Origin of the sequence: Paraburkholderia sediminicola (assembly GCF_046026895.1) — a bacterium.
Taxonomy (GTDB): Bacteria; Pseudomonadota; Gammaproteobacteria; order Burkholderiales; family Burkholderiaceae; genus Paraburkholderia; species Paraburkholderia sediminicola_C.
Genome location: NZ_JAQQEU010000051.1, coordinates 1 through 26,437, shown reverse-complemented (window position 1 = coordinate 26,437; position 26,437 = coordinate 1). Strand labels below are relative to the sequence as shown.

Genomic DNA, 26,437 nt, shown 5'->3' with positions numbered 1-26,437 from the left:
TCCGGTATCGCGAAAGACGACGAACACATTGAAGCAGAAAACGGGCCTGATCACTGCGCGGGACGCGCTGGCCTGGCGGGTAACATGTTGCCCGACAATTCGCCGGACGGCGCCCCCGACCACCCCGCAGTCGCCGCGCCTAACGGACGATCCGCCTCAGCACCATCCCCCGCCCCGCATAGAAACGCGCCATTGTGGCGAACGGCAGGTACACGTCGGCCTGATGCGGGGCGATGCCCGATGGATTATGAAACCACACACCGTTGCGATCGCGTCCGTGCAGCAGAATCAGATGGCCGCCTTGGCGCTGATTCGGCCGGTCGGGATAGCGGATCTCCGGGCTCACCGAGACGATCGCCAGCGTATCGGCGGCGAGCCGCGCGGCGATCTCTTCGAGCGGCGCCTGCGGCAGCACCTCGACGCGCACGCCAAACGCGCCGCTGACCCAGTCGCCAAACGGCTGGTAGATCAGGCCGTCGACGCCGCCGTCCTCGCGCATCCGGTACACGCCATTCCGCAGCGCTTCGTCGAGCAGCGCGGCGCGCGGCGCGTGCCCGATGCGCCAGTAGTCGAGTGCGGATTCGAGGCAGGTCAGGCCGCACAGGCGCCTGGCCCAGAAACGGTAGCGCTGCGCGTCGGCGAAGCCGCTGCGCTGCCAGTGCGGATCGTCGCACGGGTCGCCTTGCTGCTCGACGATGTGCCGAACCCATTCGGGGCTGCCCCATTGCGTGTAATACGGGACGCCCGCGTGGCGGACTGTCGGTTCGTTCATGGCGTTCATCGGTCGTGCGTCTGGATGAGGGGCGTTTTCACAGCATGCTGCGCGGCCGTTGCATCGTACCGTCGAAGAAGCGCTGCAAACGGAACGCCGACAGATCGAGCGACGCCTCACCGCCGTCGTTCATTTCGGCGAGCAGCTTGCCGACGATCGGCCCCATCGCGAAACCATGGCCGCAAAAGCCGGTGGCGATCGTCAGTCCGCGCACCTGTGACGGCGCATCGATCACCGGAATGCCGTCGGGCAGCACGTCGATCAGACCGGCCCACGATTCGACCACCTGAGCGTCTTTCAACGCGGGGAACAGCGTGCGCAGTTTTTTCAGCGCGCGCGGCGCGTGCCCGACGTTCGGCTGCGGATGCGGATCGCGCGGCTGCAGCACGCGCTCGCCGGCCGGCACGACGCCCGGCAGGCGCTCGCGCAGATCGCGCAGATACGCGCCATTCAGATGGAAGCTGAACTTCTCGCGCCGCTTCCACAACTCGGGCAAAAACCACTTGAGCGCGCGCAAATGGCCGAGCGTCAGGTCGACGTCGACCTGCATGTCGTCGGCCAGATTGATGGCGCCGTTCGCGCGCTGGCGCACGCCGAGGCCGTGGCCCCAGAACGTGGACGCGGTGATGCGCGGCAGCGGGTTGGTGCGCATGCAGGTGCCGCGCACAGCCTGCTGCGGCAGTTCGAGCCCGAGCGTGTCGAGCAGCCGCCAACTGCTGGCGCCCGCCACGCAAATCAGACGCGAGGTGCGCAGCGTGCCGCGCTCGGTGACTACGCCGGCAATCGCGCCGCCCGCCCGTTCCACGCCGAGCACGCCGCAGCCTTCGAAAAACAGCGCGCCGGCTTCGGCCGCCCGCGCCGCGAAAGCGGCCGCCACGCGGCGCGGCTCGGCCTGACCGTCACTCGGGGTATATAGGCCGCCGAGCGCCGGGCCTTGCATGCCGGTCACGACGGTGTCGATCTGCTTGCGATCGAGCGTGCGCGTGTCGAGCCCGTACTGGCGCGCGACGTCCATCCATTGCTGGAACGAGGTCCAGTCCTCTTCATCGGACGCGACGTAGAGGCAGCCGCCCTGACGCCACTCCAGATCGAAATTCAGCTCACTTTGGAGTTCTTTCCACAGCGGGATGCTGGCCATCATCAGCGGCACTTCGGCGGCTTCGCGGCCCTGCTGGCGCACGAAACCCCAAGCCCGCGACGACTGCTGTCCGGCGATCCGCGATTTGTCGAGCACCACCACCGACAGGCCGCGGCGCGCCAGATAATAGGCGGCCGCGCAGCCCATGATGCCAGCGCCCGCGATCACCACGTCGGCTCGACTGGGGAAGGGTTGATCGGCGCGGATGAAGCTTGCGTGCAGCGGGTAAGTCGTGGTCATCGGACGGGTGGGTTTTAAGTGTAGGCATAATCTTCGCAGGCACCCGCGTTATCCGCAATGCCGCCGCTCCGGGCGCAGCTGGCCGAGAAGCGCGGGATTGCGCGGGCGCCCATTGAGTGGTGAGGTGATCGACCTTCATGCGTCACACAGATATGTGCAAAATATTCGTCTGGCAGATATACGCACAATATTCGTGAGGCGAATATTTGACAAATATTCGTGATACGCATAAATTGCATTTATTCGTCTCCCAGATAATTCGCCATGCTCCACCTCATCGCCACACCGGATCAGATGGCCCAGCTGCTCGCCGCCAGCCGGCGGCAAGCCGGCCTTACGCAGGCCGAGGCCGCGGCGCGGATCGGCGTCAGCCAGAGCCGCATTTCCGCCCTGGAAACCGATGCCGAGCCCCTCACGCTCAACCAGCTGCTGGCGCTGTGCGGCATCTACGGCCTGCAGCTGCAAGTACGCGACAGGAGCGAGCCGGCGCCCGAGCCTGCACCCGGCGTCGAGTGGTGAGCATGGCCCGGCAAACCCATTCACGCGCGCTTTCGGTATGGGCGAACGGTGAACGCGTCGGCGTCTGGCGCCTGTCCGCGCGCGGCCCGATGGAATTCGCCTACGATCCCGCGTGGATCGCGTCGCCCGCGGGGCGGCCGCTGTCGCTGTCGCTGCCGTTCACGCCGGGCAACATGGCGCACAAAGGGCCGCGTGTGCTCAATTATTTCGACAACCTGCTGCCCGACAGCGAGGCGATCAGAAAGCGCATCGCCCAGCGCTACCAGACCGAAACGCTCGACGCGTTCGACCTGCTGCAAGCCATCGGCCGCGATTGCGTGGGCGCCGTCCAGTTGCTCGCGGAAGACGACGCACCGGCCGGCGTCGACCGGATCGAGGGGACGCCGCTTTCGGACACCGAGATCGAAGCCCTGCTGGCGCGCACGGTCAGCAGTCCCGCGCTCGGCGCGCGCGACGCAAGCGACGACTTCCGCATCTCGCTCGCCGGCGCGCAGGAGAAAACCGCGCTGCTATGGCACGACGGTCAATGGCAGCGGCCGCATGGCGCCACGCCCACCACGCATATTTTCAAGCTGCCGCTCGGTCTCGTCGGCAACAAGCTGGCCGATCTCAGCACTTCCGTTGAAAACGAGTGGCTGTGCCTGCGCATTCTGCGCGCCTATGGCTTGCCGGTCGCGAACACGGAGATCATGACGTTCGGCAAGCAGCGCGTGTTGAGCGTGGAGCGCTTCGACCGGCAGATGCATTCGAGCGGGCAATGGCTGTTGCGCCTGCCGCAGGAAGACTTCTGCCAGGTGTACGGCGTGCCGTCGCATCGCAAATACGAAAACGAAGGCGGCCCCGGCGTGCTCGACCTCGCGCGGATACTCCAGCAATCGGTCGCGGCACGGCAGGATATCGAAACGCTGCTGACCAGCCAGATCCTGTTCTGGATGCTGGCGGCGCCGGACGGCCACGCGAAGAACTTCAGCATCCGCCTGCTGGCGGGCGGCCAGTTCCGCCTGACGCCGCTTTACGACGTGATGTCGATCTGGCCGGTGGAGGGCAACGGCCCCAATCAGTGGTCATGGTTCAAGGCCAGACTCGCGATGGGCATGTGGTCGCGCAGCAAGCACGATGCGTTTCGCGACGTGCAGCGGCGCCACTTCAACGCGATGGCGTTGAAATGCTCGTATGGCGCGCACGCCGAGCCGTTGATCCAGCGGCTGATCGATGCGACGCCCGACGTGATCGCGCAGGTCTCGGCGGAATTGCCCGCGTGCTTTCCGGCCAAGGTCGCCGAACGGATTTTCAAAGGACTGAAAAGCTCGGCGGCCAGGCTCGAAAAAATGCCGGCGGCGTAGGTTCATGCACCCGGAAGCAAGCGACGGAGTCGGCCCGCGCGGACGATCCAGCGCCGCGAGCCACGCCGGCCATGGTGCGCCGCACCCGCCGAACGCATTTCCTTACAGATATGCACCGTTTCACCGGTAAAATGCGTTTTATGCCAAACAGATAAAAATCGATGGAATGTCGGTTGTTCTCTTGCACTCATCGCCCCAGCGGCGGTCCCACAAAAATCCAGATCGCGATAACTATTGCGGTACATTTGCGGCCCCCCAGCAAAGCCGGTCGGCCTGCATCGACGATGCATGCTCGCGCTGCGCGTGCCGTATCGCACTCCCCAGCACACTTTAAGACGGCGGATTCTCACGCAGTATGGCCAACGAAACGAACTCACCTGACTCAATCGCAGTTGCCGAGCGCGTGCGCGAGTTGATGAGCCGGCACGGAATCGGCAAGCGCCAGCAAACCACGGAGCTTTGCCGCATCCTCGATCTGAGCTTTTCTCAGGGGCACCGCAAGCTGCGCGGCAACAGCCCGTGGACGCTGTCACAGATCAAGAAAGTCGCGGAGGTGTTCGGCGAACCCGCCGCCCAGCTGTTCGGCGCGCAATCGCTCGATCCGGGCATGGTCGGCGCGATCGCCCAGGAAGCCGTGTTCTGCATCGGCGCGGTCGAACTGGCGTGCACCGCCTGGATTGGTGCCGCGCTCGAACCGGGCAGCCGCCCGGAATTCGTCGCGTATTCGAAGCTCGGGCAGTGGCGCGTGGCGCGTCACGACGGCACGCTCTACCAGAGCGCGTACGAGGTCCACAAGATCGAGATCTATCCGCGCCGCGCCGAGACCGACAAGCCGACCATCGCCGTGGTCGACGACGATCAGGCGAGCGCCGACAACCTGCGCGACTATCTGGAGCGCAGCGGTTTCGCGGCGGTGGCGATCTATGGCCTCGCGGCTTTCGCGGAACAGCTGCAAAGCCAGGTGTTCGACGGTGTCGTGATCGATTGGCTGTTCGGCGCGCAGACTTCGGCGGCCGCCATTCAGGCGGTGCGCGCGTCGGAGAATCCGGATGCGCCGATTTTCGTGCTCACCGGCGAATTGATGACCGGCAAGGCCAGCGAATCGGAGATCAGCCAGGTGATCCGCGATTACGACGTCGCGTGCTATGAGAAGCCCGCGCGCATGGCGATCCTGGTTGCCGATCTGTCCAAGCGGCTGAACCGGCCGTAACGCCGGTCACTACAGCGGCGGTCAAGGGCGCGCTGCAACGCGGCTGAAGGTGCGTGCTCAGGTCAACACGCACCAGACGCACCGCTCGCACGTCGCGCGCGAGGCGTCACACCGTATGCCGCGAAGCCAGCGCCCGCTGCAACGCGCTGCGCAAATCCTCGTAATGCACCGGCTTTAACAACGCGTCGAAGAACGGCTGCGAGCCGTGCGCGTCCCCGCTATCGCCCGCCGGACCGGCATCCGGTGCATAAGCGCTGACTACGATCACGGGCACCCCCGTCGACGGCCCGCCGCGGTGCGCGAAATCCGCGAGAAACGTATAACCGTCGCGCTCCGGCATATGCAGGTCGAGCAGCACCACGTCACAGCGGTGCGTGTCGAGCCATGCGAGCGCGGCGTCGGCAGTGGCGACGGCGTGCGCGTCGAACTCCATGTGCACGATCATTTCGCAGAGTGATTCGCGAATCAGCCGGTTGTCGTCGACGATCAGCACGCACGGCCGTGCGCCGCCGGGCTCGGCTTGCGCGGCCACGCCGGCTGGCCGCGCGGCGGCGACCGGCGTGACCGGGATCGCCACGGTGAAGGTGGTGCCACCGCCCAGCGTGCTCGCCACGTCGACCTCGCCGCCGAACAGTTTCACCAGCCCCTGCACGATGGCGAGCCCCATTCCCGCGCCTTCGAAGCGGCGCGTGCGCGACGCGTCCAGTTGCGTGAACTCCTGGAAGATCAGCGGAATCTGCGCCTGCGGCACGCCCGGCCCGGTATCGCTGACGACGAATAGCAGCACGGCCGGCTGTTGCCGCAATTGCACCCGCACCGTGCCGGTCTCGGTGTAGCGGATCGCGTTGGTGACGAGGTTGTTGACGATCTGGCGAATCCGGTGCGGATCGGAATCGACCAGACCGCTCATGCCGCTCGCGTCGCTTTCGAGCTTCAGCCCGCGCGCGGCGGCCGACATCGCGTGTTCGTCGACGATCGACGCGAGCAGTTCGCGCGGCTCGAAATGCTCGTGGCGCAACTCGAGCTTGCCGGCGCCCAGACGCGCGTAGTCGGTGAGGTCTTTCATCTGCGCTTCAAGATGCCGCGCCGCGGTTTCGAGCCGCTGGATCACCTTGCGGTCGGCCTCGGAGTGATAGTTGAAGCCCAGCAATTCGATCGACGACACGATCGCATGCAGCGGCGTGCGCAGCTCATGGCTGATCATGCCGAGAAACGCGTCCTTGGCGAGACCCGCCTCGCGCGCGGCCAAGCTCGCCTGGTGTTCGGCGGCGAGCGCCGCGTGCTGCTGGTGCATCAGACGCGTGCGGCGCCGGCCGTTGAGCACCAGCAGCAGCGTCGCAGCCGCCGACAGCAACAGCAGCAACAGGCCGCCCGCAAACAGCATGCGCCGCTTGTCGATGAAGTCGCGGTTCATCGCCTCGCGGTCGGCGACATCGGCGAAGCGGCGGCTCAGCGCCAGATCGTTGATCTCGTTCCAGTGCTCGCGCATGCTCGCGACGATCTGATTCGCGCGAGCGTGGTCCTGCGGCAAGGCGTCCACCGCGGGTTGAATGTCGGCGAGCAGATGATCGAGCGAGTGGATTTCGTCCAGCTGCCGTTGCAGCAGCGCCAGTTGCGTGGTCAGCCGGCTCGTCGAGCCGGCCATCACGTGCAGCTTCGATTGCAGCAACTCGAAGCGCAGCATCAGCCGCTGATAGTCGTCGTCGACGCCCGACTGATACAGCAGCAACTGGTTCTCAAAGCGCGCGTAGGCGATCTGCAACTGCGCGGCGTCCCAGTAGAAGCCGTCGTAGGTGCGGGTCAACTGTTCGGTGGCGCGCGGGTTGAGCAGATTCGCGTACAGCAGATAGCCGATCGCGCCGGCCGGCGCAGCGAGCGCGGTCAGCCAGATCAGCACGTAGAAGACGCGGCGCCACGGACGGCGCGCTATTTGACGACGAGGGCCTTGATCTGCCATACGAATTTCGAATCGCCCAACGCGCCCGTCAGTTCACCGGGGTATGCGTCGCGCGGATAGATAAGGAACAGCGGCCCGAAATCGCTGATCTTCAGACGCTGGCCGTTCATGCTGTACGCGACAACCACGCCGTAGCGGTCGCAGTCCGACACGGGCACGGTGTAGGTGTAGTCGTCGAGCGTACGAATCTCGACCTGGGCGCCATAGGCGCCGACGGTCTTCAGGATATCCGCGAGCAGCGGTCCTGTGAAGGTGGAGCGCGGCGTCCACGTGGTCGCGGTCGTGATCGAATGGACCGGCAGCGCAAGCAGCTCAGCCTCGGTAAAGTGATAGGCATGGTGTGAAGCATCGTTGGTCTTGCCGATCTTGCCCTCGACGTCGAGTTCCAGCTTCGAAGCCGCCGGCTGGGCCTGCGCCCCCCACGCGGCCAATGCGAGGATCACGCCGATCGCCGAGCGTGCGCGGCTAGATGCGCTGTTTCTGTCATGCCGCAATGCAGTCACCGTGGTCACCTGTTTTTATCCGTTGTTTTATCTGTAATCTCTTGCTGGCGGGGTCCGGCGCTGCGCCGAGGCAGTCCGTCGCCGCTCCTGGCTCGATTCGTTGCCCGCACGGGCTTGCCGGCACGTGATGTCCGACGGTGATGCGCGTCACCCCGACACGCGATCTTTGAACCGCATGCATAATATCGCCAAAAATTCTTTATCCCAAAAATGCACCGCGCCGCTTCGCCGCCGGGCCTGGCCATCGAGCCGGGCCGCGCCTGTAAAAAGACACTCGCCCTACGCGCGCCACGCGGCGCCATCAGAGCCATGACCAAGCCGGTTTTGCCCCTCACGTATGAACAGCTCGATCATTGGATCGAATCGCTGCAACCCGCGTTGCTGGCCGAGCGCTTCACGATGGCGATCGGCATTCTGCGCGGCGGTGCGCCGCTTGCGCTGATGGTGTCGCATGCGGTCGGCACGCCGGTTGCGTTTCTGCGCTATGAGCGCCAGTCGCGCGCGGTCGCGTGGGATTCGACGCTGCCCGTCCCGCCCGCGGGTTCGAAAGTGCTGCTGTGCGAGGACATTGCGGGGCGCGGCTTCACGTTGACCGACTGCATCGCGTTCCTGCGCCAGCAGGGACTCGACGTCAGGACGCTGGCCGGCGCGGTGGACGACCTGAGCCGCACGCAACCCGATTACGCGATCGATGCGCGCGGCTACTTCGCGCTGTTTCCGTGGGAACGCCAGGCTTACACCGAGCGCTATCGCGCGGATTGGGAACGCGTCGAAACCGGCCGTGCACCAGCGATGGCGGACGACCACGAATACGCGACGTATGCGATCGACCTCGACGGCATTCTGCTGCCCGACGTGCCGCTCGCGCGCTACGACGAGGATCTGGCCGCCGCGCTCGCCGAACGCGATGCGCTGCTGCCGTTCGACGTGCTGCCCGGCATCGATCTGCAGCGGGTTCGCACGATCATCACCGGCCGCCCGGAGCTGGATCGCGCGCGCACCGAGGTCTGGCTCGCGCGGCATGGCTTCGGTCATATGCAACTGGTGATGCGCACGCCCGGCGCGCACGACGAAAGTCCCGCCGGCGCCGCCGCGCACAAGGCCACGGCGGCGTTGCGCGGCGGGGTCACGCACTTTGTCGAGAGCGATCCGGTGCAGGCGCTGCTGATCGCACAGCAGGCGCCGCTGTTGCGCGTGATCTGGTGGGATGCGCTGACGCGCACCGCGATGCTGGTTGGTGCGCGGGCGTGGAGTTGATCGAGTGACGGGTGGACTGAAGTTTCGGCGCGGGTTTGAGGGCGTTGGACGCCGCGCCTTCAGGTTTTAATTTGGGCTTGGGCCGAATGACCCGTCGTGAGCAAAGCGGCCTGAACTAGCGCTCGCTCTCCCTCGCTTCCCTGCTCTCTTTCCCGTCGCGCAACCCCAAGTGCCGCGCCGCCCGCTGCGACGCGACGACGATCAGCTTCATCGTCGCCCGGGTGGCGCCGACGAACAGCTTGCGCGCAACGCGCTCGTGGAACCCGTCGAAGTCGACCTCGGTGAGAATCACGCACGGCGCGGCCTGACCCTTGAAGCGGTAGATCGATTCGAACAGCACGTCCCCTTCGCGGTACTCCGGGTTGCCGAACAGATCGTACTTGCCGGTGAAGCTGCGCAGCCGATGCGGGCCCAGCTGATCCTGCGCGGTCAGCGCCGAGCCTTCGCGGCCGCGAAACGACAGCACCACGATGTCCTGCTTGCGAAAGCCGAGCGCCAAAGCCTGCGTGATCGCGCGCTTGGTCGCCTCGACGCTGGCTTCGGCCGCATGCGCTTCGTCGTACACGGACAGTGAAACCTCGGAGCCGTCGAACGGACTGCCCGCCGCGAGCGGCACCGAAGCGCCGACCATGTCGCGCACGAAGTCGAGAATGTCACGCGGACTGCGATAGTTGGTGGTCTCCTTCAGCGTGGTCCAGCCCGGCAGCGCCACCGGCTCGCGCATATACAGATTCTGCAGCGGGTCTTCGAGCCACCACCACGCGGCGCCGGGGCGCAACAGCCGCTCGAGCGCGGCGACCCACGGCTGCTGGAAGTCCTGCCCTTCGTCGATGATCAGCACGTCGAACTGCCAGCGCGGCTCGATCGGCGTGTCGGCGAACATCGTCTCCAGTTGCTCGAACACCTGGCCGGACTGGAACTCGGGCTTGAGGCCCGCGTCGCGCGCAATCCAGTCGCATAGCTGGTGATAGTTCGCGACCTTCGCCTCGGGCGGCGCGACCCGCACGATGTGATCGGCGAGCGGCCGGTTGAAGCACACGTATAACGGCCGCTGCCCGCGCGCCACCGCATCCTTCATCACCTGCACCGCCAGTTGCGTCTTGCCCGAGCCCGCGGTGCCGATCACGCGCAACCGGAACGGCGCGAACTCGAGCCGCCGCGCCCATGTCGCGAGCCCGCCCGCGAGGCGCGTGACGAGCGTGCCCGCCTGGCCGACCAGCGCGCTCGTGTCCGGCGTGAGTGCGAGTTCGTCGGCGAGAAAATGATGGATCTTCGACGCGCAAGCAAGGCGCGGCTCGTCGGCCGGCAACCCTTCGCGGATCACCGCCGCGAGCCGGTCCCGACGCGCCGCGTCGACGATACGCGATGGATTCACACCGGCAATCGCCGCATTCCGGACAATGTGGTCGGGGCAGTACAGCAGTTCCTCGATGAAATAGGTGCCCGCGCCGAACGCCGCGGTAAAGCGGCGATGCAAACCCTCGATGGTGTGCGCGAGCGCGATCGCCACGTTGCGCTCGGTCTGCAGATAGACCTTGACGAGCCCCTTCGGTGTCTCGCGCAGGAAGCCGGTTTTCTGCTCGACGATCATCACGCGCCCGGCGGGACTGACGATCACGAAGTCGGCCTCGCCGAACACCGAGAAGTTCTGGTTCAGCCGCGTCCAGTGGACGCCGTGATAGACCGTGTAGTCAGCCGGGAGCGCCTCCTCGAGCAACGCGAGGGTCTCGCGTTCGCGTGCCGCCGCGCCGGTGGCGGCGAGGCTCTTCCAGTCGTCGGGGACAATGCGGGCCATGCGGTGCCTCGTCGTATTCGGGTGCGGTCATTGTACGCAACGCGCAGGCCCGGGCGCGCCGCGGGAATGTGCCGGATTGCGCGCCATGGCGCGCAATCCGCGCGCATCGTGTATCGTTGCTGGTTGAACGCCGCGCGCCGCGCGCGGCTTGCCAACCGTGAGAGAAAAAGGATTTACCGGATGATTACACTCTGGGGACGCGCCAACTCGGTCAACGTTCAGAAAGTCTTGTGGTGCTGCGACGAGCTGGTGCTGCCATACGAGCGCATCGATGCGGGCATGCAGTTCGGCCGCAATAACGAGCCCGACTATCTTGCGATGAACCCGACCGGCAAGATCCCAACCCTGGTCGACGACGATTTCGTGCTGTGGGAGTCCAACGCCATCCTGCGTTATCTGGTGCTGCAATACGGCGAATCGAGCCCGCTGTATCCATCCGAGCCGCAACGGCGTGCGAGCGTCGACCGCTGGCTGGACTGGTCGCTGTCCACACTGCAACCCGCCGAGCGCCCGGTGTTCTGGGCCGTCGTCCGCACGCCGGATGCACAACGCGATACCGCCAAACTCGCCACCGATGTGAGCGCGGTGAGCCTCCTCTGGCGGACGCTGGATACGCATCTGCAAGGCCGCTTCTTTCTCGAAGGCGAGATGTTCACGCTGGCCGACATCGTGATCGGGGCGTACGCGAAACGCTGGTTCGGACTGAACGGCGTGGCGCGCGCGTCGCTGCCGAATCTGGAGCGCTGGTATTCGCGCATTGCGACTCGCTCGGGGTTCAAGAAGTACGTCGATTTTCCGCTGACCTGAGTCGTTCGGTTAGCGTTTGGGTTTCGATTTGGCCGCACGGGCTCGACAGGCGTTTCTGTCGAGCCGCTTGCCTGCTCGCTTGTCGATCTGTCGTACGGCCGCGCAAGTGTCCTGCGCCCTGGCTCGTCAAGGCGCGCAGGCGCGACGGCAACGCGCATCTCGCATGGGCGGCGCGCGAGGCACAGCAAAAACCGCGCGCCTTTATAATCGACGCATGAAGACCTCCAAGCCCACCGCGCCCGCCGCTCAGGCCACCTCCGCCCACTCCGCTGCTGCCCCTGAGCCGGCGCACGCACACGGTGATTCGCAGGAAGGCGCACTGACCCTCGCGGAAGAATATTGCCGCGAACGCGGCGAGAAGCTCACACCCATTCGCCGCAAGGTGCTCGAATTGCTGCTGAATTCTGGGCGCGCGACCAAAGCGTATTCGCTGCTCGACGAGATGCGCCAGATCCATCCGGGCTCGGCGCCGCCCACGGTGTATCGCGCGCTGGACTTCCTGCTGTCGGCGGGGCTCGTGCATCGGATCGAGTCGATCAACGCGTTCACTGTGTGCCACGATCTGACGCAATGTCAGCACGGCATCCTGGTGGTCTGCCAACAGTGCGGCAGCGTCACCGAGCTGCATCAGCCGAAGCTGCGGCAGGCGCTCGTCGCGCAAATCGAAGACGCGGGCTACCGCCTCGCAAGCGATGAAATTGAACTGAAGGGATTGTGCGCCGCCTGTCAGGCAGCCGAAGCGGCGGGTAGCGGCGAAGGCGGCAAAGCCGGCACGGTCGCGGCGACGCCTGTGGCTACCGCGAAGTAACGGTGTCGCCGGCGGCCCGGATCGCGGCCGCGGGGCGAGTCCGGCTGATGACCTCCGGCTTCTCAACGCGCTCGCGACGCTCGCGAAGCCGGATTCGCCTTCAAACGCGCGGCCCTTACGCGCCGCGAGCCCAGCGCGAATCGACCCTGCTCACCCTCCATCACCCAACCCGCGCTCAACCCGCCGCTCGAGCGACGATCGCGTCGTGCAGCAAGGTCACCAGGTCATCCGGCAGAGCGGGCTTGGTCATGAAATGCTGGAAGCCTTCGCCGATACTGCGCAAGCGGTACGCGTCGTCAGTGTGGCCCGTGAGCGCCACCGCGACCGAAGGCGTCTGATCGCTGCGAATTTCGTGGTCGCGCAGCCGCTGGATCAGATAGAAGCCATCCATGGCCGGCAAGTCGAGATCACAGACGACGGCGTCCGGAGACAACCGCAGCGCCGCTTCGACGCCCTCTTCCGCATCCGCCGCGGCGCAGACATGCGCGCCTTCCGCCTCGAGTAACAAGGTCAGCGACTCCCGGCTATCCGGGTCGTCTTCTACGAGCACGATCGTGGCCTGATCGAGTCTCAATGCTCCGTTCATTTTCCGTTGTTGCTCTAAAAAACCAGTTAGGCCGTCAGAGGTGGCCAATGTTTCATTCTGCTGCTGGCCGCCGATTTGCGCGGCTGCGAGATTGGTGTTCATGGTTCCGACTCGATTTGATGCGCCGAGTTGCAAACAGGCCGAAATTGTAGAACACGGCCCGAGCGCAACACGCGCGCACGGTAACGCGCCATATTTGCACGCCGATAAAAAACCGGCTTCCGGCGCCACAGCCCGGCAGGCCTGGCAGACCCGACGCCGACTCCCGATGCCTCGCGGCAACACACGTGAACCCCGTTCACAACTGGTGCCGTCCGGCGTCATTCCGTCATTCGTATTCATTTTTCTTGCGTCGCCGGCGGGCGTGTTCAGCGGGCGCGGCGTACACATCCACATGCTTCACAGCACGTAGCGTGCCGCGCCCGGACGTGAGTTTGCCTGACCCGATCGCGCAACGGGTATCGCCACCCTTTGCGCGAGCTTCGCTCGAGCGGCGCGTGAGCGGGTCGTGCGCGGGTCGTGCGCGGCGCTATCATCGTGGGCGCATGAGCCGCATCTGCCGCTTCGCTTTTTGGGTTGCCGCGCCGCGCGCGCGCCAATTGCCCGACCCCAACCAGAGGCCATCCGACACCATGTCCGATCTCGACTTCGCGACACTCGAAGCACTTCGTCATGTCAGCACCGCCACACTGACCACGCAGTTGTTCAAGCGCGGCTTGCGCAATACCTTCATGCAGGGCGTGGCGCCGCTCGCTGCGCACAGCGGCGCGAATCTGGTCGGACCCGCGTTCACGTTGCGCAACATTCCGTCACGCGAAGACATCGACGTGCTCGAACTGTTTGCGGACCCCGAGTACGCCCAGCGCAAATGCGTCGAAACGATTCCGGCCGGCCACGTGCTCGTGCAGGATTGCCGCGGCGAGCGCGGCAGCGCGTCGTTCGGTTCGATTCTCTCGCTACGGTTGCAGGTGCGTGGCGTCGCGGGCATGGTGTCCGACGGCCCGGTGCGCGACAGCACGACGATCTCCGCGCTGGGCATGCCGGTATTTTGCGCGGGTGCGAGCGCGCCGCCCAATCTGATTCGCCACCATGCAGTGGATATCGATGTGCCGATCGGCTGTGGCGGCGTCGCCGTGTTTCCGGGCGACGTGATCGTAGGCGACGCCGACGGCGTGGTGGTGATTCCGCGCCAGATGGCCGCCGATGTCGCACAAGCCGCCGCCGAGCAGGAACAGCTGGAGACGTTTCTCACCGGGCGGATTCGTGATGGCGCCGCATTGCCCGGCACCTATCCGCCGAACGAAGCGACGAAGGCGGCGTTTGAGGAATGGAAGAAGCGCCGCAAGGCGTGAGCCGATCACGCGTCTCAACATGGCATGCAAGATTGCGCAAGGATGAGAAGAAGCAAGAAGGCAAGTCGCGAGCGCGCCGGCCGTGGAATCCGGCGAACATCCGCGCATTGCGAGGTGCGCAGCGCTTCAGCCCGCTTTAGCCGGACCAATCCCCTGAACCAGCAAAGCGACTGCATGCCGCGCGATCTCTTCGCCGCCGATGTTGCGCCGCAAAGGATCATTGCGCCACATCTTCGACGTGGCTAGCGGCAGAAGCGTCAACCCCATCAACGTGACGAACACGAGCGCGGGTTCCAGCCCCGCATTCAGACGCCCTTCCTTCTGCCAGCGTGCGATGGCCGCCAGCGATGCCTTCTGATGCGTGTCGCCGAATCGCTCATGGATGCGCTGACGCAGCAGGCCGCCATCGCTGATGACCTCGCGTACCCAGAGCGGCGCAAACCACGGGTGCTCGCTCGCCGCTCGCACCAGCCGCTGCGTGAGTTGCGTGATCGCCGCGACGGCATCGTCGGGATTCTCCTGGAACGGCACCCCGAGCCCCGCGCGCAATGGCCCGAAGCGCTCGTCGACCAGCACGTCGAGCAGTTGATCGCGGGTCTTGAAGTAGTAATGCATCATCGCCGGCGTAAAGCCCGCCTCGCGCGCAATCTCGCCGAGCGTGGTGTCGACGATGCCCTGCCGCGCGAACAGCTCCAGCGCGGCGTCGAGCAGGCGGCTGCGCTGTTCCGGCCCGCGCGCGGCCCCTGTCGGCCTGCCCGGCCGCCGCGCGGGCACGGCAGCGGCCGCGCTCGCCGATTCGACTGACGCGGCTTTCGCCGGGCGTTTCGACGTCGTGCCCGCTTTGACTGCGGCCGTGCCGCGCGGCGAATTCTTCACCATTTGGTCATCTGCTGGAATCCTTGCCATTGCATTCAATTTGACGAGTGAGGCGATGTCGCATATATTAATCTCCGAATTAATTAATTTCAATGCCCCGTGCCATGGAACAATCGACTCCGACTCACCCCGCCGTGCCTGCGCCGCAGGATTCACGGGCGAACTCGCCAGCTGCAGACCATCCGCCGATCCGCCTGCTGTTTCCGGCGCTGCTGCTGGTCATGCTGCTCGCCGCGCTCGATCAGACGATCGTCTCGACCGCGCTGCCGACTATCGTTGGGGAACTGGGCGGGCTCGACAACCTGTCGTGGGTGGTAACCGCCTACCTGCTCAGTTCGACCATCGTCGTGCCGCTGTACGGCAAATTCGGCGACCTGTTCGGCCGCAAGATCGTGCTGCAGACGGCGATCGTGGTGTTTCTGGTCGGCTCCGCGCTGTGCGGGATCGCGCAGAACATGAGCCAGCTCATCGTCCTGCGCGCGCTGCAAGGACTCGGCGGCGGCGGGCTACTGGTGGTGACGATGGCCGCGATCGCCGACGTGATCCCGCCGGCTGAACGCGGCCGCTATCAGGGCGTGTTCGGCGGGGTGTTCGGTCTCGCGACCGTGATCGGGCCGCTGCTCGGCGGCTTCCTCGTCGAACACCTCACGTGGCGCTGGATTTTCTACATCAACCTGCCGCTGGGCATCGTTTCGCTCGCCGTGATCGGCGCGGTGTTCAAGCCGCACGTTCGCCATGTGAAGCACACCATCGACTACATGGGCGCCGCGTTTCTCGCCGGCGCGCTCACCTGCATCATCCTTTTCACGAGCCAGGGCGGCACGATCCTGCCGTGGTCGTCGCCGCAACTGTGGTTCACGCTCGGCATGGGCCTCGTCGCGATCTGGGGTTTCATTCACGAGGAACGCAGTGCGGCCGAACCGATCATGCCGCTCGAACTCTTCAAACAGCGGACGTTTTTGCTGAGCAGCCTGATCGGCTTCATCATCGGCGTGTCGCTGTTCGGCTCGGTGACGTTCATCCCGCTCTATCTGCAGGTGGTGAAAGGCTCGACGCCGTCGGAAGCCGGCATGCAGATGCTGCCGATGATGGGCGGCCTGTTTCTGATGTCAATGGTGACGGGCCGCATCATCAGCAAGATCGGCAAGTACCGGATGTTTCCGATCATGGGGACCTTGCTCGTGGCAGTAGCGATGATGCTGCTTTCGTGTCTGCACATCGATACGCCGATTCATGTGATGTATCTCTACATGGGTCTCCTGGGCTGCGGTCTCGGCATGGTGATGCAGGTGCTGATTCTCGCCGTGCAGAACACGGTCGAGTTCCGGCATATGGGCGTCGCTACTTCGGGCGCGACCTTGTTCCGTTCGATTGGCGGCTCGATCGGCGTGGCCGGTTTCGGCGCGGTGTTCTCGAACGGCCTGGCCGCCCGCCTCGAAACGGTGATCCCGCCCGACACCGAATTGCCCCACGCGCTGGGGCCCGCCGCGATCCGCCAGTTGCCCGAGGCGTTGCGCAACGACTATCTGCACGCGTTCGCCGGCGCGCTGCACACGGTCTATCTCGCGGCTGCCTGTGTCGTGGTGCTGGCTTTCGTGCTCGCATGGTTGCTGAAGGATCATCCACTGCGCAAGCACTGATCGCTGCCGTGCTCTTTCCCGCGCTTGATGCAAGCGCTTAATGACGGGGTCGAACGCATGCGCGTCGGCCTCGTGCTGTTTCTACGCCACGCCTTCGCGTATTGCACCCGCACAAAAGCACTGCGTTGAAAAACGGCGCATCCACTCGTTCTGGGGGCATCGGCACTGTTTCGTCCTACTTCAAAATGTGCGCTGACGCACACAGAATAGGGGCCAACGCACATTGACGTTCTGAGCGAAACACCACATATTGCAAGCGACGACAACGCAAGCCAGCGCTTGCGTCTCCAAGACTCTCCGGCGCATGTGGATCGTGATTCCGCGGACAAGGCTCCAGCCTCAACACGATCCGGATGCCGTAATGGCATCGTTTTCCACAGGTGGGTCCACGGTATGTCCACCCAGACAGCATTCGGTCATAGCTTTCCTACGCCCTGCAAACGTTGTGGTGGTGCGTTGTACCGGCAGGTCGACTACTGCCCGTATTGCGGCGCGGTACATCCGCTCGACGAAAGCAAGCCTCAACGCAGCGCGCTTTCCGGCAGCCGCGCCGAAGCGATGAGCCCGGCCGGGCAGCACTTCGACGACGAACCGGCCGTGCGCAGCGAAGCCGATCTCACGGCGCGCGCCGCGCATCCCGCCGACGCGCTGCCTCGCGAAGCGGCGCACGCCACCTCGCTCGTGTCGACCAGTGCGCCGGTTGCGCCGCCGCCGCAGTTCGACGACCCGCCTTATCCTCCGTACAACACGGGACTGACCGCGCGCAAAGTGCTGCTCGCCATTGGGGTGGTTTTCCTGCTCGCTCTCGGGTACGTGCTGTATGTGCTCTTCAGCGACAGCAGCGATACGGATGACATCGTCACCGATCAGACTACTGTCGCAACCCAGGACGCCCGCTCGACGACCGGCACGATCGCGCCGTTCGCGGCACCGGCCCAACCGGACCGCCCCGCCGCCCCGGTCAAGCCCGCGCCCGCGGGCAACGCGGTAAAGACCGCGCCCACCGTCGCGCTCAAACCCGCCGCTCCGGACAACGCCGTCAAGGCCACACCGGTCGTTCCGGCGACGCCCGCCCCGCCGCCTGTGGTCACCGCGCCGCCTGTGATGGCCGCGCCGCCGGTGGTCACCGCCCCGCCTGTGGCCGCCGCGCCAGCCAAACCGGGGCAGCAGTTCCGCGACGCGTCGCAAGCGTTGCAATCGGCGCGCCTCGCATTCCGCGCCAACGATCTGTCTGCCGCGCAAGCCTCGCTCGCCGCCGCGCAGTCGCTGCAGCCAGGCAACGCCGACGCGCAGAATCTCGCAGCCGATTTGCGGCCCTTGATCGCGCGCCGCGACAGCGCCTTGCAGGCGGCGCAAACGTGCGTCGCGCAGCAGTCGTGGCCCTGCGCGCGGCAGCACGCGAACGAGGCGCTCGCCATCGACACCGGCAACGACGCGGCGAAGCTCATCCTCGAACGCGTGATCCGCGAGACGGGCTGGGCGCCACTCAAGCCGCACGCCGGGGCCGCCGCTGCGGCTCAAGGCAATCCGCTCGCGCAAGCGCAGCCCGCCCCGGGGTCGCAAGCGGTCCAGCTGCAAACACCGTTGCCTGCAGGCGTGCCGGCAAACAGCGAACTCATCGCGGCCGCGCCGCGCGCGACTGCCGCGGGCGGCGGTGCAAACGGCAGCGGCCTCGACGCGCGCGAACGCGCGATCAAGGACTCCGGCTGGCACCGCGCGCCGTCGACCGGCGGCAAGCTCGCCGCGAACCCCTCACCCAGCCAGTAGACACATTGTTTGGATACCGAATTACATAGCAGCTAACGGCGCCCGTTGCACACAATATCGTTTGCTCTTTGAGCGGCAACACACGGACACGGCCGTCGCGGCGCATTGAACATGACATGGCAACCGGCTCACCGGCGCTTCGTGCGCATCGCGCGCGAAGCTGTAAAAACCTGACCAATAGGTAGATAGACCATGCTGAAGAGACTTCTGGCAGGATGGCTGGGGCTGGCGCTGATGGTCGTGTCTTCGCTGGGTGGCGCGGCGGAGCCGGCGCACTACAAGATCGTCACCGGGCCGGAGCGCGGCACGTATATCCAGATCGGTCAGGACCTGTCGAAATGGGTGGCGCAGCCGGTGGGGATCGATCTGGACGTGGTGGCGTCGAAGGGCTCGGCTGAGAACGTGCAGCGCATGCGCTTCGAGCCCGGCGTGAAGCTCGCGCTGGTGCAGTCCGACGTGTACCAGGCCTACATCGACATGGCTAACGCGGGCAACCCCGACGCGGGCACCACGATCCGGCCGCTGCGGCTCATCATGCCGCTCTACGACGAGGAGATCAACGTCGTGGTGCGCGCGGACTCGCCATTGAAAACCCTGGCCGACATCAAGGACAAAACCATCAGCGTCGGCCTGATCGGCAGCGGCACCGCGCAGTCGGCCACGACGCTCTATCACCTGATGTTCGGCCAGTCGATTCCCGAGCAGAACGTCGTGCACCTGAACAACGAGGACGCACTGGCCGCGCTGATCGTGAAAAAGGTGGACGTGGCGATCATCGTGGTCGGGCAGCCGGCGAAGCTGTTCAACGACATGAACCCCGAGCTGCTGCAGCAGATCCGCCTGCTGCGAGTCGATCCGGCCGCGCCCGAAACGGTGCGCGCCAAGCAGACCTACTTCCCCGCGACGATCCGCGCGACCAGCTATCCGACCTGGCTCAAGGAAGACGTCCCCACGCTGACCGTGAAGGCTTTTCTCGTCACCTACGATTACGGCTTGCGCGACACCGTCGGCAATCTGAATCGTTTTGCCGACTCGCTGTGCGCGAACTTCGACAATCTGCAGGAGCACGGACATCCGAAATGGAAGCAGGTGAAGCTCGAATTGCCGACGCTCGTGCGCGGCTGGAAATACTACGGGCCGGTCGAGAAGCACTTGCGCGCGTGTCTGACGAACAGGAGTGCGGCAATGAGCGCCACGGCCGCCACACAAGGGACGCCGAAACCGCGTCCCACATGCTCCGAGCAGGAACGCCTGCTTCTGCTGTGCAAGTAGCTTCGGCGCGATAGCGGGACGCGCGCGCGTTCAGGCGCACGCCCGTTCCCTTGCGCGTGACACGCCTGACACGGCCGACACGGCCGACGCTTCCATCGCCCGTTGCAACGCCTCGTACACCTTCGGCCGGTTGCATTGCGACACGTTAAAGCGCAGAAAACCCGCCGCCGATTGCGACGCGCTGAACACGTTGCCCGGCGCGAACACCACGTTGTCGGCGAGCGCGTGACGCGCGACCTCGGCGGCATCGAGCGACCCAGGCAGACGCGCCCACACGAAGATGCCGCCGCGCGGGCGCGTCCAGATGTCGAGGCCCGCGTAGCCCAGGCGCCTGATCGTCTCGCCCATTGCGTCGGCGAGCTTCGCGCGCATTCCTTCCACGTGGCGCCGGTAGGTGCCGTCCACCAGCATGCGGTGCACGACGCTCGCCGCGAGCTGGCCGTTGCCGAACGTCGTAGCCAGCTTCAGATCGATCAGCGGCTCGATCCATTCGGCGCGCGCGGCGATGTAGCCGCAACGCACCGCAGCGGACAAGGTCTTCGAAAAGCTGCCGATCGACACCACGCGCGCGAGGCCGTCGAACGCGGCAAGACGCGGCGCGGCTTCGTCTTCGAAGTCGGCGAAGATATCGTCCTCGACGATCAGCAGCTCGTGCTCGCCCGCGAGCTTCAGCAGCCGATGCGCGACGGCCGGTGCAAGCGTCGCGCCGGTCGGATTGTGGATCGCCGAATTAGTCACGTACAGGCGTGGACGATGCTCGGTCAGCACCCGCTCGAAGGCCGCGAGATCGGGCCCGGACGGTGTATACGGCACGCTCACGACACGTGCGCGATGCGCGCGCAGCAACGCCTGAAAATTGAAGTAGCACGGATCGTCGATCAGCACGGTGTCGCCCGGTTCGAGCAGGAAGCGGCACACCAGATCGAGCGCGTGGGTGCCGCCGTCAGTCAGCACGATCTGCTCGGGCGGCGCCTCCACGCCATGCTGCGCGAGCCGCCACGCGAGCTGCTGGCGCAGCGCGGGCAAGCCGCCGGGGCTCGCGTAGTCGGCGAGTGGCGAGTGCGGATCGCGCGCCACCGCGCGCAACGCGCGGCGCACGCCGTCTTCCGGCAGCCATGACGGCGGCATCCAGCCGCACCCGGGTTTCAACGCTTTCGCACTGGTCTCCAGCGACTGGCGCGTGAGCCACAACGGATCGACCTCGCGATCCAGACGCGGCCCGAGATCGGCGAGCGCGAACGGCGGCGCATGCCCCGACAGGAAAAACCCGGACCCGCGCCGCGCGACGATCACCCCTTCCGCGACCAGCCTGTCGTATGCTTCCACCACGGTCGACTTCGATACGCCGAGTGTCGCGGTCATGGCGCGAATCGACGGCACGCGGGCGCCCGGCATCAGCAGGCGGCTCGCAATGCGCTCGCGCAAGCTGTCCATCACCGTGCCGACACGCGTGCCCGATGCAGCTCGACTGTTCTCACCTTCCGCCATCTGTACTGCTCCATGTTCCGTACAGTTCGTACAAAGTGTACTGATCTGTAGCTTACCGTTTTTGGCGGCAAAGCGGATGCTATACGTTCTATTTCATGGGCGTGGACTCTTCTGATGGAAAAGACAACCAACGGCTGGTTGAGCGGCCTCGCAGGCGTATTGATCTTCAGCGGCTCGCTGCCGGCCACGCGTCTTGCCGTGCAAGGACTCGACCCGGTCTTCCTGACCGTCGCGCGCGCCACGATTGCGGGAACGCTCGGCCTGTTGCTATTGCTGGCGTTCCGTCAAACGCGCCCCGCCCGCCGCGATGTGATTCCGCTGGTGGTGGTCGCGCTCGGCGTGGTGGTCGGCTTTCCACTGCTGACGGCCTTGGCGCTGCGCCATGTGAGTTCCGCGCATGCGGTCGTATTCGTCGGGCTTCTGCCGCTCGCCACTGCGATCTTCGGTGTGCTGCGCGGCGGCGAGCGTCCGCAACCGGCGTTCTGGCTGTTCTCGGCGCTCGGCAGCGGCGCGGTGGTCGGATTCGCATTGCGTCACGGCCTCGACGCATCGCCGATCGGCGACGCGCTGATGCTGGCCGCGATCGTCGTCTGCGGGCTGGGCTATGCCGAAGGCGCGCGCCTGTCGCGGCACCTCGGCGGCTGGCAGGTGATCTCGTGGGCACTCGTGCTGTCGCTGCCGCTGATGCTGCCGCTCGCATGGTGGACCCGGCCCGCTTCGTTCGACGGAATCAGCCATGCGGCGCTGTGGGGACTCGCCTACGTGTCGCTGTTCAGCATGCTGATCGGTTTCGTGTTCTGGTATCGCGGGCTGGCGCTCGGCGGCATCGCGGCGGTGGGACAGTTGCAACTGCTGCAGCCGTTCTTCGGCCTGCTGCTGGCCGGGCTGCTGCTGCACGAGCAGGTCCCGCCCGCGATGATCCTGGTCACCGTCGTGGTGGTGGCTTGCGTGGCAGGCGCGCGGCGTTTCTCGCGAAGCGCGCCGGTGCGGCCGGTGGTCTGAAGAGAGCCGGGCGAGAAGCGCGGTTGCAATCTGCTGATCTCGGCGATCGTGGAACGGCTCGGGCCGGCAATCGACGAACGCGTCGCGCGAAACCGGCAATTGCAAAGCGAATTCGATCAGTTCGATTTGTGAAGCGCGCCGCTTCGTTCGACACGGGAATCGCTACACGATAACGGCAAGCGCTCATGGCGCGGATTTTTGACGCGCTTCAAATCAGCGCGGGCGGCAGGCATAGTAAAACGTCTCGTCCTATTCTCCGGCCACGACAGGAACACGTATGAGTCACACCCACCCCGCGCCATCGCCTTGCGCAGCAATGCACGCAACCAGCGGCGCCCCGCTCGCCGCCGTGCGAATCCGCGACGCCAGCGAGGCCGATCTCCCGGCGATTCAGGCGATCTACGCGCACCACGTGCTGACCGGCGTCGCGTCGTTCGAAGAAACGCCGCCTTCCGTCGACGATCTGCGCGCGCGGCTCGCGTCGGTGCGTAGTCACGGCTTGCCATACATGGTCGCGCAGATCGATGGCGAGGTCGCCGGCTATTGCTATGCGACGCCCTACCGGCCCCGCGCCGCGTATCGCAACACGATCGAGGATTCGATCTACGTGAGCCACGCCTATCGCGGATGCGGTATCGGCCGCGTGTTGCTGCAGGCGCTGATCGAGCGCTGCGAAGCCGGGCCGTGGCGTCAGATGGTCGCCGTGATCGCCGACGGCGGCAGCGGCGGTTCGCTGTCGCTGCACCAGCAGTTGGGCTTCGAGTTGACCGGCACGTTGAAGGCAGTGGGCTTCAAACACGGCCGCTGGCTCGACACCACGCTGATGCAACGCACGCTAGGCCGCGGCGACTCCACCGTGCCCGATGATGCGGCCGGCGATGTAGCCGGCGATGTGACCGATAGCGCGGCGCAGCGGCGCGGCTGAAGCACCGCGCTGGTGGCTCGCGTCGCCACCGCATTGGCCACCGCGTTATTCGCCACATCGGCCACCGCGCCGAAAATCCCGCCATCGCCGAGACGGCGCTTTTTCCACCTTCGCCCGCCGGCTCCATCGAACCGGCAAGCGTCACACCTCGCAACCGGGCGTCGACCATCGTCGCCGGACATCGGAAAGGCCGCAGCACCGGTCAACGCATGCGCGGCAGCCGTGTGAACAAGGTCGGGTAGTCGATCACGAGGCCGTCGTCGTCCACCTGCATGTTCGCCGTGAAATTGCGGAAGATACCCTCGTAGCGATACTCCCGATGCAACGCGACGCACGAGTACGCCTGCTCGACGCGCGTGACCTGCAAATCCGGCGTCGAGATATAAGCGACTGAAATCGGCTGACGCTCGCCCTCGGCCAGTTGCAGTCGGCGGATCGGCAGCGTGTTGGTGAACGGCGTCGCGGCAATGTCGATGTCGATGCAGCCTTCGATCGTGCTCAGCACGAGACCGTGGCCGTCGTGCCAATGGCCGGCGCCGTCGCCGTGCAACTCCAGTTCCGCGCCGCCGACGATCTTCAGCCACGCATGCCGCGTGCGCCATTGCTCGTCACAGCGCACGGTGTAGTGCAACCCGTACGCATTGCCAAAGCGCTGCCCGACCAGCACGCTCTCCACCGCGAAGCCGTCCGCGCGCGCGTCGAACGACAGATGTTCGATACCGTCGCCCTCTTCCGATACCCACCGTAGTTCACGCATCGATCTGTCTCCTCGGGAAACGGCGCGGCCTGCGCCGGGCAACTATCGTAGCGCGAAAGATCGCCGCGCAGCGATGTGGCGCGCGCGATGCGCGGGTGTCGCAAATATCCCCTATCAACCCGCGACGATGCCCGATAAGGCGTAGCTGGCCTATGCTCGCGGTTCGCCCTCAACCGGACCGACCGCCGGGCCGCGCCGCCGCTTACGTTGCGGGCAGGCACGGCGTCATCGGAAGCCCATCATCGAGCCGCCGTAAAACCATGCACGCCGCCGCGACCGAAGCCCAATCCGCCGCCTTGCGCACGCTGTTGCGCAGCCTCGGCCAGATCGTGCTGCAACCGAACGCCTTCACCGGCGCATGCCTGCTCGCCGCCTGGCTGCTGACCGACGGGCGCCTCGCGTGCGCGGCGCTGATGGGCGCGGTCGCGGCCAACGTGAGCGCGCTGCTCGCCGGCTATCGCGACGCCGACACCCGCGCCGGGCTGCACGGCTTCAACGGCGCGCTGGCGGGTCTCGCTGCTTTCAGCTTCATCGCCGACCCCGCGACCGCCGCAGCCGTGACGATTCTCGCCGCGACGGGCACCGCCTGGCTTCTGGCACCGTGGTCGCGCTGGCTGCGTGCGCGTGGACTGGGCGTTTGTTCGAGCCCTTGCCTGATCGTCACGTGGCTCTGGCTGCCCACGATGACGAGCGCCACGTCGCCAGCCAGCGCCGTGCCGCTGCACGTGCACGGCGCGGCGCAATGGAGCAGCGGCGTGCTCGCAAGCCTCGCGCAAACCGGCTTTGCGCCGGGCGCGTTAGCGGGGTTGCTCGTGCTGATCGGCATTGCCGCCGCATCGCGCCGGCATGCGCTGGGCGCCCTGAGCGGCGCGGCACTCGCGAGCGCCGCGCACCTGCTGCTCGGCGCGAGCACAGGCTCGTTCGACGCCGGCCTGTTAGGATTCAATGGCGCGCTCACCGCGCTCGCGCTCGTCGATTGCGGCGTCATGCCGATGCTCGGCGGCGTCGCGCTTGCGGTCGTGCTGCAAGCGGCAGCCGCTGACTTCGGCTGGCCGGTCATGACAGCGCCCTTCGTACTCGCCACGTGGTGCATGCAAAGACTCCTGCAGCGCGTTACGCGCCGCGCGATCGCAGCCGAACCGGCGCAGCGCACGAAGCGCGCAAGCCCGATCACGACTCCAGCCACGCGCGCGAATTGACGTCGTGCCGTGGCATCGCACGCCGGTTCGCACGCGTTGGCAAGCCGGCAACTTCAGGAGACAGACATGTCGTTCACTCACACCCCGGCTGGCCGCATTGCCGAGGCCGGCCCGCTCTCCGACGCGGAGCGGCAAACGCGCGTCGACCTCGCCGCCGCCTATCGGCTCGCCGGGCTCAACGGCTGGGACGATCTGATCTACACGCATATCTCGGCCAGCGTGCCCGGCGAACCCGGCCACTTCCTGATCAATCCGTTCGGCCTCGCGTTCGATGAAGTGCGCGCGTCGAATCTCGTGAAGATCGACATCGCCGGCAACATCGTCGGCGCCAGCGACCATGCGGTGAACGCGACCGGCTTCGCGTTGCACGCCGCGGTCCACGCGGCGCGCGCCGACGCGTTCTGCGTGATGCATCTGCACAATACGGCGGGCGTGGCGGTGTCCGCGCAACCGGCCGGCTTGCTGCCGGCCTCGCAACATGCGTTGCGTTTCTACGGACAGCTCGCGTATCACGACTACGAGGGTCTCGCGTTCACGCCGGCCGAAGGCGAACGGCTCGTCGCGCATCTCGCCGACAAACCCGCGATGCTGCTGCGCAATCACGGCACACTGACGTCCGGCCGCACGGTCGCAGAGGCCTATGTGCTGATGGCGACGCTGATAAAAGCCTGCGAGATCCAGCTGCAAGCGCAAGCAGGCGGCGCGCAACTGGTGGTGCCGAGCCATGCCGTCGCGGCGCGCACGGCGGAACAACTGTACGATGGCGGCGCAATCGAAGGCGCGCTCGAATGGCCCGCGTTGCTGCGCAAGCTCGACCGGATCGATCGCGGTTACCGCGACTGAAGCCGCGCCTCGCTCGTCTCTCTCATTGCTCAACGGAGTCATGCCATGCCCACGTTTCATATCGAACTCTTCGAAGGCCGCACGCTGGAACAGAAACGCCAGTTCGTCGAAGCGATCACCCAAGCAACTTGCGAATCGCTCGGCGTAGAACCGAATTCGGTGGATATCATCCTCACCGACGTGAAACGCGAAAACTGGGCAACCGGGGGACGTTTGTGGTCGGACGCCGAATAGTGACGTTCCTGCGGCTGAACGCGCTGGCGGGACCAACGCGCGCGAGGCCGAAAAAGCCTCGCACCGCCGAAAAGTTACGCGCATTGCGCGCGTAACTGTTGTTGCTCAGCAACGCATTGCTCCAATGCGTTGCCGTGACGGCGTAGC

Annotated in this window: 24 protein-coding genes and 1 pseudogene; 16 read left to right on the top strand and 9 right to left on the bottom strand. The window is 65.9% G+C overall.

All coding sequences use genetic code 11. From position 1 onward, the window contains the following. Positions 1–139: 139 nt before the first annotated feature. Both PQR02_RS27900 and PQR02_RS27895 read right to left on the bottom strand, forming a co-directional pair. On the bottom strand, positions 140–772 hold the full coding sequence (locus tag PQR02_RS27900; protein WP_408239000.1) for a cysteine peptidase family C39 domain-containing protein: 633 nt from the start codon (positions 770–772) through the stop codon (positions 140–142). Positions 773–809: 37 nt separating this feature from the next. Further along, entirely contained in the window at positions 810–2,150 is a 1,341-nt protein-coding gene (locus tag PQR02_RS27895) for an NAD(P)/FAD-dependent oxidoreductase (protein WP_408238997.1), read from the bottom strand. 264 nt (positions 2,151–2,414) lie between these two features. On the opposite strand from PQR02_RS27895, the gene PQR02_RS27890 reads away from it, so the two are divergent. From PQR02_RS27890 to PQR02_RS27880, 3 genes are all read left to right on the top strand, one after another. Beyond that, positions 2,415–2,669: a helix-turn-helix transcriptional regulator gene (locus PQR02_RS27890; protein ID WP_408238994.1), complete on the top strand. Its 255-nt coding sequence runs from the start codon at positions 2,415–2,417 to the stop codon at positions 2,667–2,669. A gap of 2 nt (positions 2,670–2,671) precedes the next feature. Continuing rightward, on the top strand, positions 2,672–4,012 hold the full coding sequence (locus PQR02_RS27885; RefSeq protein ID WP_408238991.1) for a type II toxin-antitoxin system HipA family toxin: 1,341 nt from the start codon (positions 2,672–2,674) through the stop codon (positions 4,010–4,012). A 355-nt stretch (positions 4,013–4,367) separates the two neighbouring features. After that, complete coding sequence (locus PQR02_RS27880) at positions 4,368–5,222, top strand: helix-turn-helix domain-containing protein (protein ID WP_408238988.1); 855 nt, start codon at positions 4,368–4,370, stop codon at positions 5,220–5,222. 106 nt (positions 5,223–5,328) lie between these two features. On the opposite strand, the gene PQR02_RS27875 is transcribed toward PQR02_RS27880, so the two are convergent. Together PQR02_RS27875 and PQR02_RS27870 are read right to left on the bottom strand one after the other, a co-directional pair. Beyond that, the gene (locus PQR02_RS27875) at positions 5,329–7,179 is read right to left on the bottom strand and encodes an ATP-binding response regulator (protein WP_408238985.1); all 1,851 of its coding nucleotides are present in this window, start codon (positions 7,177–7,179) and stop codon (positions 5,329–5,331) included. Next, on the bottom strand, positions 7,149–7,691 hold the full coding sequence (locus tag PQR02_RS27870) for a putative pterin-binding protein (protein WP_408238982.1): 543 nt from the start codon (positions 7,689–7,691) through the stop codon (positions 7,149–7,151). The genes PQR02_RS27875 and PQR02_RS27870 overlap by 31 nt, the downstream gene beginning before the upstream one ends. Before the next feature lie 300 nt (positions 7,692–7,991). On the opposite strand from PQR02_RS27870, the gene PQR02_RS27865 reads away from it, so the two are divergent. Continuing rightward, entirely contained in the window at positions 7,992–8,939 is a 948-nt protein-coding gene (locus PQR02_RS27865; protein WP_408238979.1) for a phosphoribosyltransferase, read from the top strand. Positions 8,940–9,054: 115 nt separating this feature from the next. On the opposite strand, the gene PQR02_RS27860 is transcribed toward PQR02_RS27865, so the two are convergent. Next, positions 9,055–10,734 (bottom strand): ATP-binding domain-containing protein, encoded by a 1,680-nt coding sequence (locus PQR02_RS27860; protein WP_408238976.1) that lies wholly within the window; start codon positions 10,732–10,734, stop codon positions 9,055–9,057. 180 nt (positions 10,735–10,914) lie between these two features. Here PQR02_RS27860 and PQR02_RS27855 point away from each other — a divergent pair, with 180 nt between their 5' ends. Together PQR02_RS27855 and PQR02_RS27850 are read left to right on the top strand one after the other, a co-directional pair. Next, positions 10,915–11,541 carry a glutathione S-transferase family protein gene (locus PQR02_RS27855; protein WP_408238973.1) on the top strand — a complete coding sequence of 209 codons (627 nt, stop codon included), beginning with the start codon at positions 10,915–10,917 and terminating at the stop codon, positions 11,539–11,541. A gap of 214 nt (positions 11,542–11,755) precedes the next feature. Continuing rightward, positions 11,756–12,349 (top strand): Fur family transcriptional regulator, encoded by a 594-nt coding sequence (locus tag PQR02_RS27850; protein ID WP_408238970.1) that lies wholly within the window; start codon positions 11,756–11,758, stop codon positions 12,347–12,349. 175 nt (positions 12,350–12,524) lie between these two features. On the opposite strand, the gene PQR02_RS27845 is transcribed toward PQR02_RS27850, so the two are convergent. After that, positions 12,525–13,037 carry a response regulator gene (locus tag PQR02_RS27845; protein ID WP_408238967.1) on the bottom strand — a complete coding sequence of 171 codons (513 nt, stop codon included), beginning with the start codon at positions 13,035–13,037 and terminating at the stop codon, positions 12,525–12,527. Positions 13,038–13,567: 530 nt separating this feature from the next. Between PQR02_RS27845 and PQR02_RS27840 the strand changes: the two genes are divergently transcribed. Further along, complete coding sequence (locus PQR02_RS27840; RefSeq protein ID WP_408238964.1) at positions 13,568–14,287, top strand: ribonuclease activity regulator RraA; 720 nt, start codon at positions 13,568–13,570, stop codon at positions 14,285–14,287. 126 nt (positions 14,288–14,413) lie between these two features. On the opposite strand, the gene PQR02_RS27835 is transcribed toward PQR02_RS27840, so the two are convergent. Next, a complete protein-coding gene (locus tag PQR02_RS27835) occupies positions 14,414–15,166 on the bottom strand; it encodes a TetR/AcrR family transcriptional regulator (RefSeq protein WP_408238961.1) in 753 nt (250 codons plus the stop codon). A 101-nt stretch (positions 15,167–15,267) separates the two neighbouring features. On the opposite strand from PQR02_RS27835, the gene PQR02_RS27830 reads away from it, so the two are divergent. The 3 genes from PQR02_RS27830 (at position 15,268) to PQR02_RS27820 (ending at position 19,842) form a co-directional block, all read left to right on the top strand. After that, positions 15,268–16,803: an MDR family MFS transporter gene (locus PQR02_RS27830; protein WP_408238958.1), complete on the top strand. Its 1,536-nt coding sequence runs from the start codon at positions 15,268–15,270 to the stop codon at positions 16,801–16,803. 393 nt (positions 16,804–17,196) lie between these two features. Then, entirely contained in the window at positions 17,197–18,570 is a 1,374-nt protein-coding gene (locus tag PQR02_RS27825; protein ID WP_408238955.1) for a hypothetical protein, read from the top strand. 192 nt (positions 18,571–18,762) lie between these two features. Beyond that, entirely contained in the window at positions 18,763–19,842 is a 1,080-nt protein-coding gene (locus tag PQR02_RS27820; protein ID WP_408238952.1) for a TAXI family TRAP transporter solute-binding subunit, read from the top strand. Positions 19,843–19,872: 30 nt separating this feature from the next. Here the strand turns inward: PQR02_RS27820 and PQR02_RS27815 are convergent, their stop codons facing one another. Further along, a complete protein-coding gene (locus tag PQR02_RS27815; RefSeq protein ID WP_408238949.1) occupies positions 19,873–21,330 on the bottom strand; it encodes an aminotransferase-like domain-containing protein in 1,458 nt (485 codons plus the stop codon). Between the two features lie 114 nt (positions 21,331–21,444). On the opposite strand from PQR02_RS27815, the gene PQR02_RS27810 reads away from it, so the two are divergent. From PQR02_RS27810 to PQR02_RS27800, 3 genes and pseudogenes are all read left to right on the top strand, one after another. Then, positions 21,445–22,332, top strand: a complete 888-nt coding sequence (locus PQR02_RS27810; protein ID WP_408238946.1) for a DMT family transporter — start codon at positions 21,445–21,447, stop codon at positions 22,330–22,332. Between the two features lie 27 nt (positions 22,333–22,359). Continuing rightward, positions 22,360–22,464 (top strand): annotated as a pseudogene (locus PQR02_RS27805) (MurR/RpiR family transcriptional regulator); the annotation flags it as partial. Between the two features lie 145 nt (positions 22,465–22,609). After that, positions 22,610–23,257 (top strand): GNAT family N-acetyltransferase, encoded by a 648-nt coding sequence (locus PQR02_RS27800; protein WP_408238943.1) that lies wholly within the window; start codon positions 22,610–22,612, stop codon positions 23,255–23,257. A gap of 202 nt (positions 23,258–23,459) precedes the next feature. Here PQR02_RS27800 and PQR02_RS27795 read toward each other — a convergent pair whose 3' ends face one another. After that, entirely contained in the window at positions 23,460–24,014 is a 555-nt protein-coding gene (locus tag PQR02_RS27795) for a putative glycolipid-binding domain-containing protein (RefSeq protein WP_408238940.1), read from the bottom strand. 260 nt (positions 24,015–24,274) lie between these two features. On the opposite strand from PQR02_RS27795, the gene PQR02_RS27790 reads away from it, so the two are divergent. The 3 genes from PQR02_RS27790 to PQR02_RS27780 all read left to right on the top strand — a co-directional run bounded on the left by PQR02_RS27790 (position 24,275) and on the right by PQR02_RS27780 (position 26,290). Next, positions 24,275–25,213 carry an urea transporter gene (locus PQR02_RS27790; protein ID WP_408238937.1) on the top strand — a complete coding sequence of 313 codons (939 nt, stop codon included), beginning with the start codon at positions 24,275–24,277 and terminating at the stop codon, positions 25,211–25,213. Between the two features lie 66 nt (positions 25,214–25,279). Next, positions 25,280–26,056 (top strand): class II aldolase/adducin family protein, encoded by a 777-nt coding sequence (locus tag PQR02_RS27785; RefSeq protein WP_408238934.1) that lies wholly within the window; start codon positions 25,280–25,282, stop codon positions 26,054–26,056. Between the two features lie 24 nt (positions 26,057–26,080). After that, entirely contained in the window at positions 26,081–26,290 is a 210-nt protein-coding gene (locus PQR02_RS27780; protein WP_408239055.1) for a 4-oxalocrotonate tautomerase, read from the top strand. Positions 26,291–26,437 lie beyond the last annotated feature (147 nt).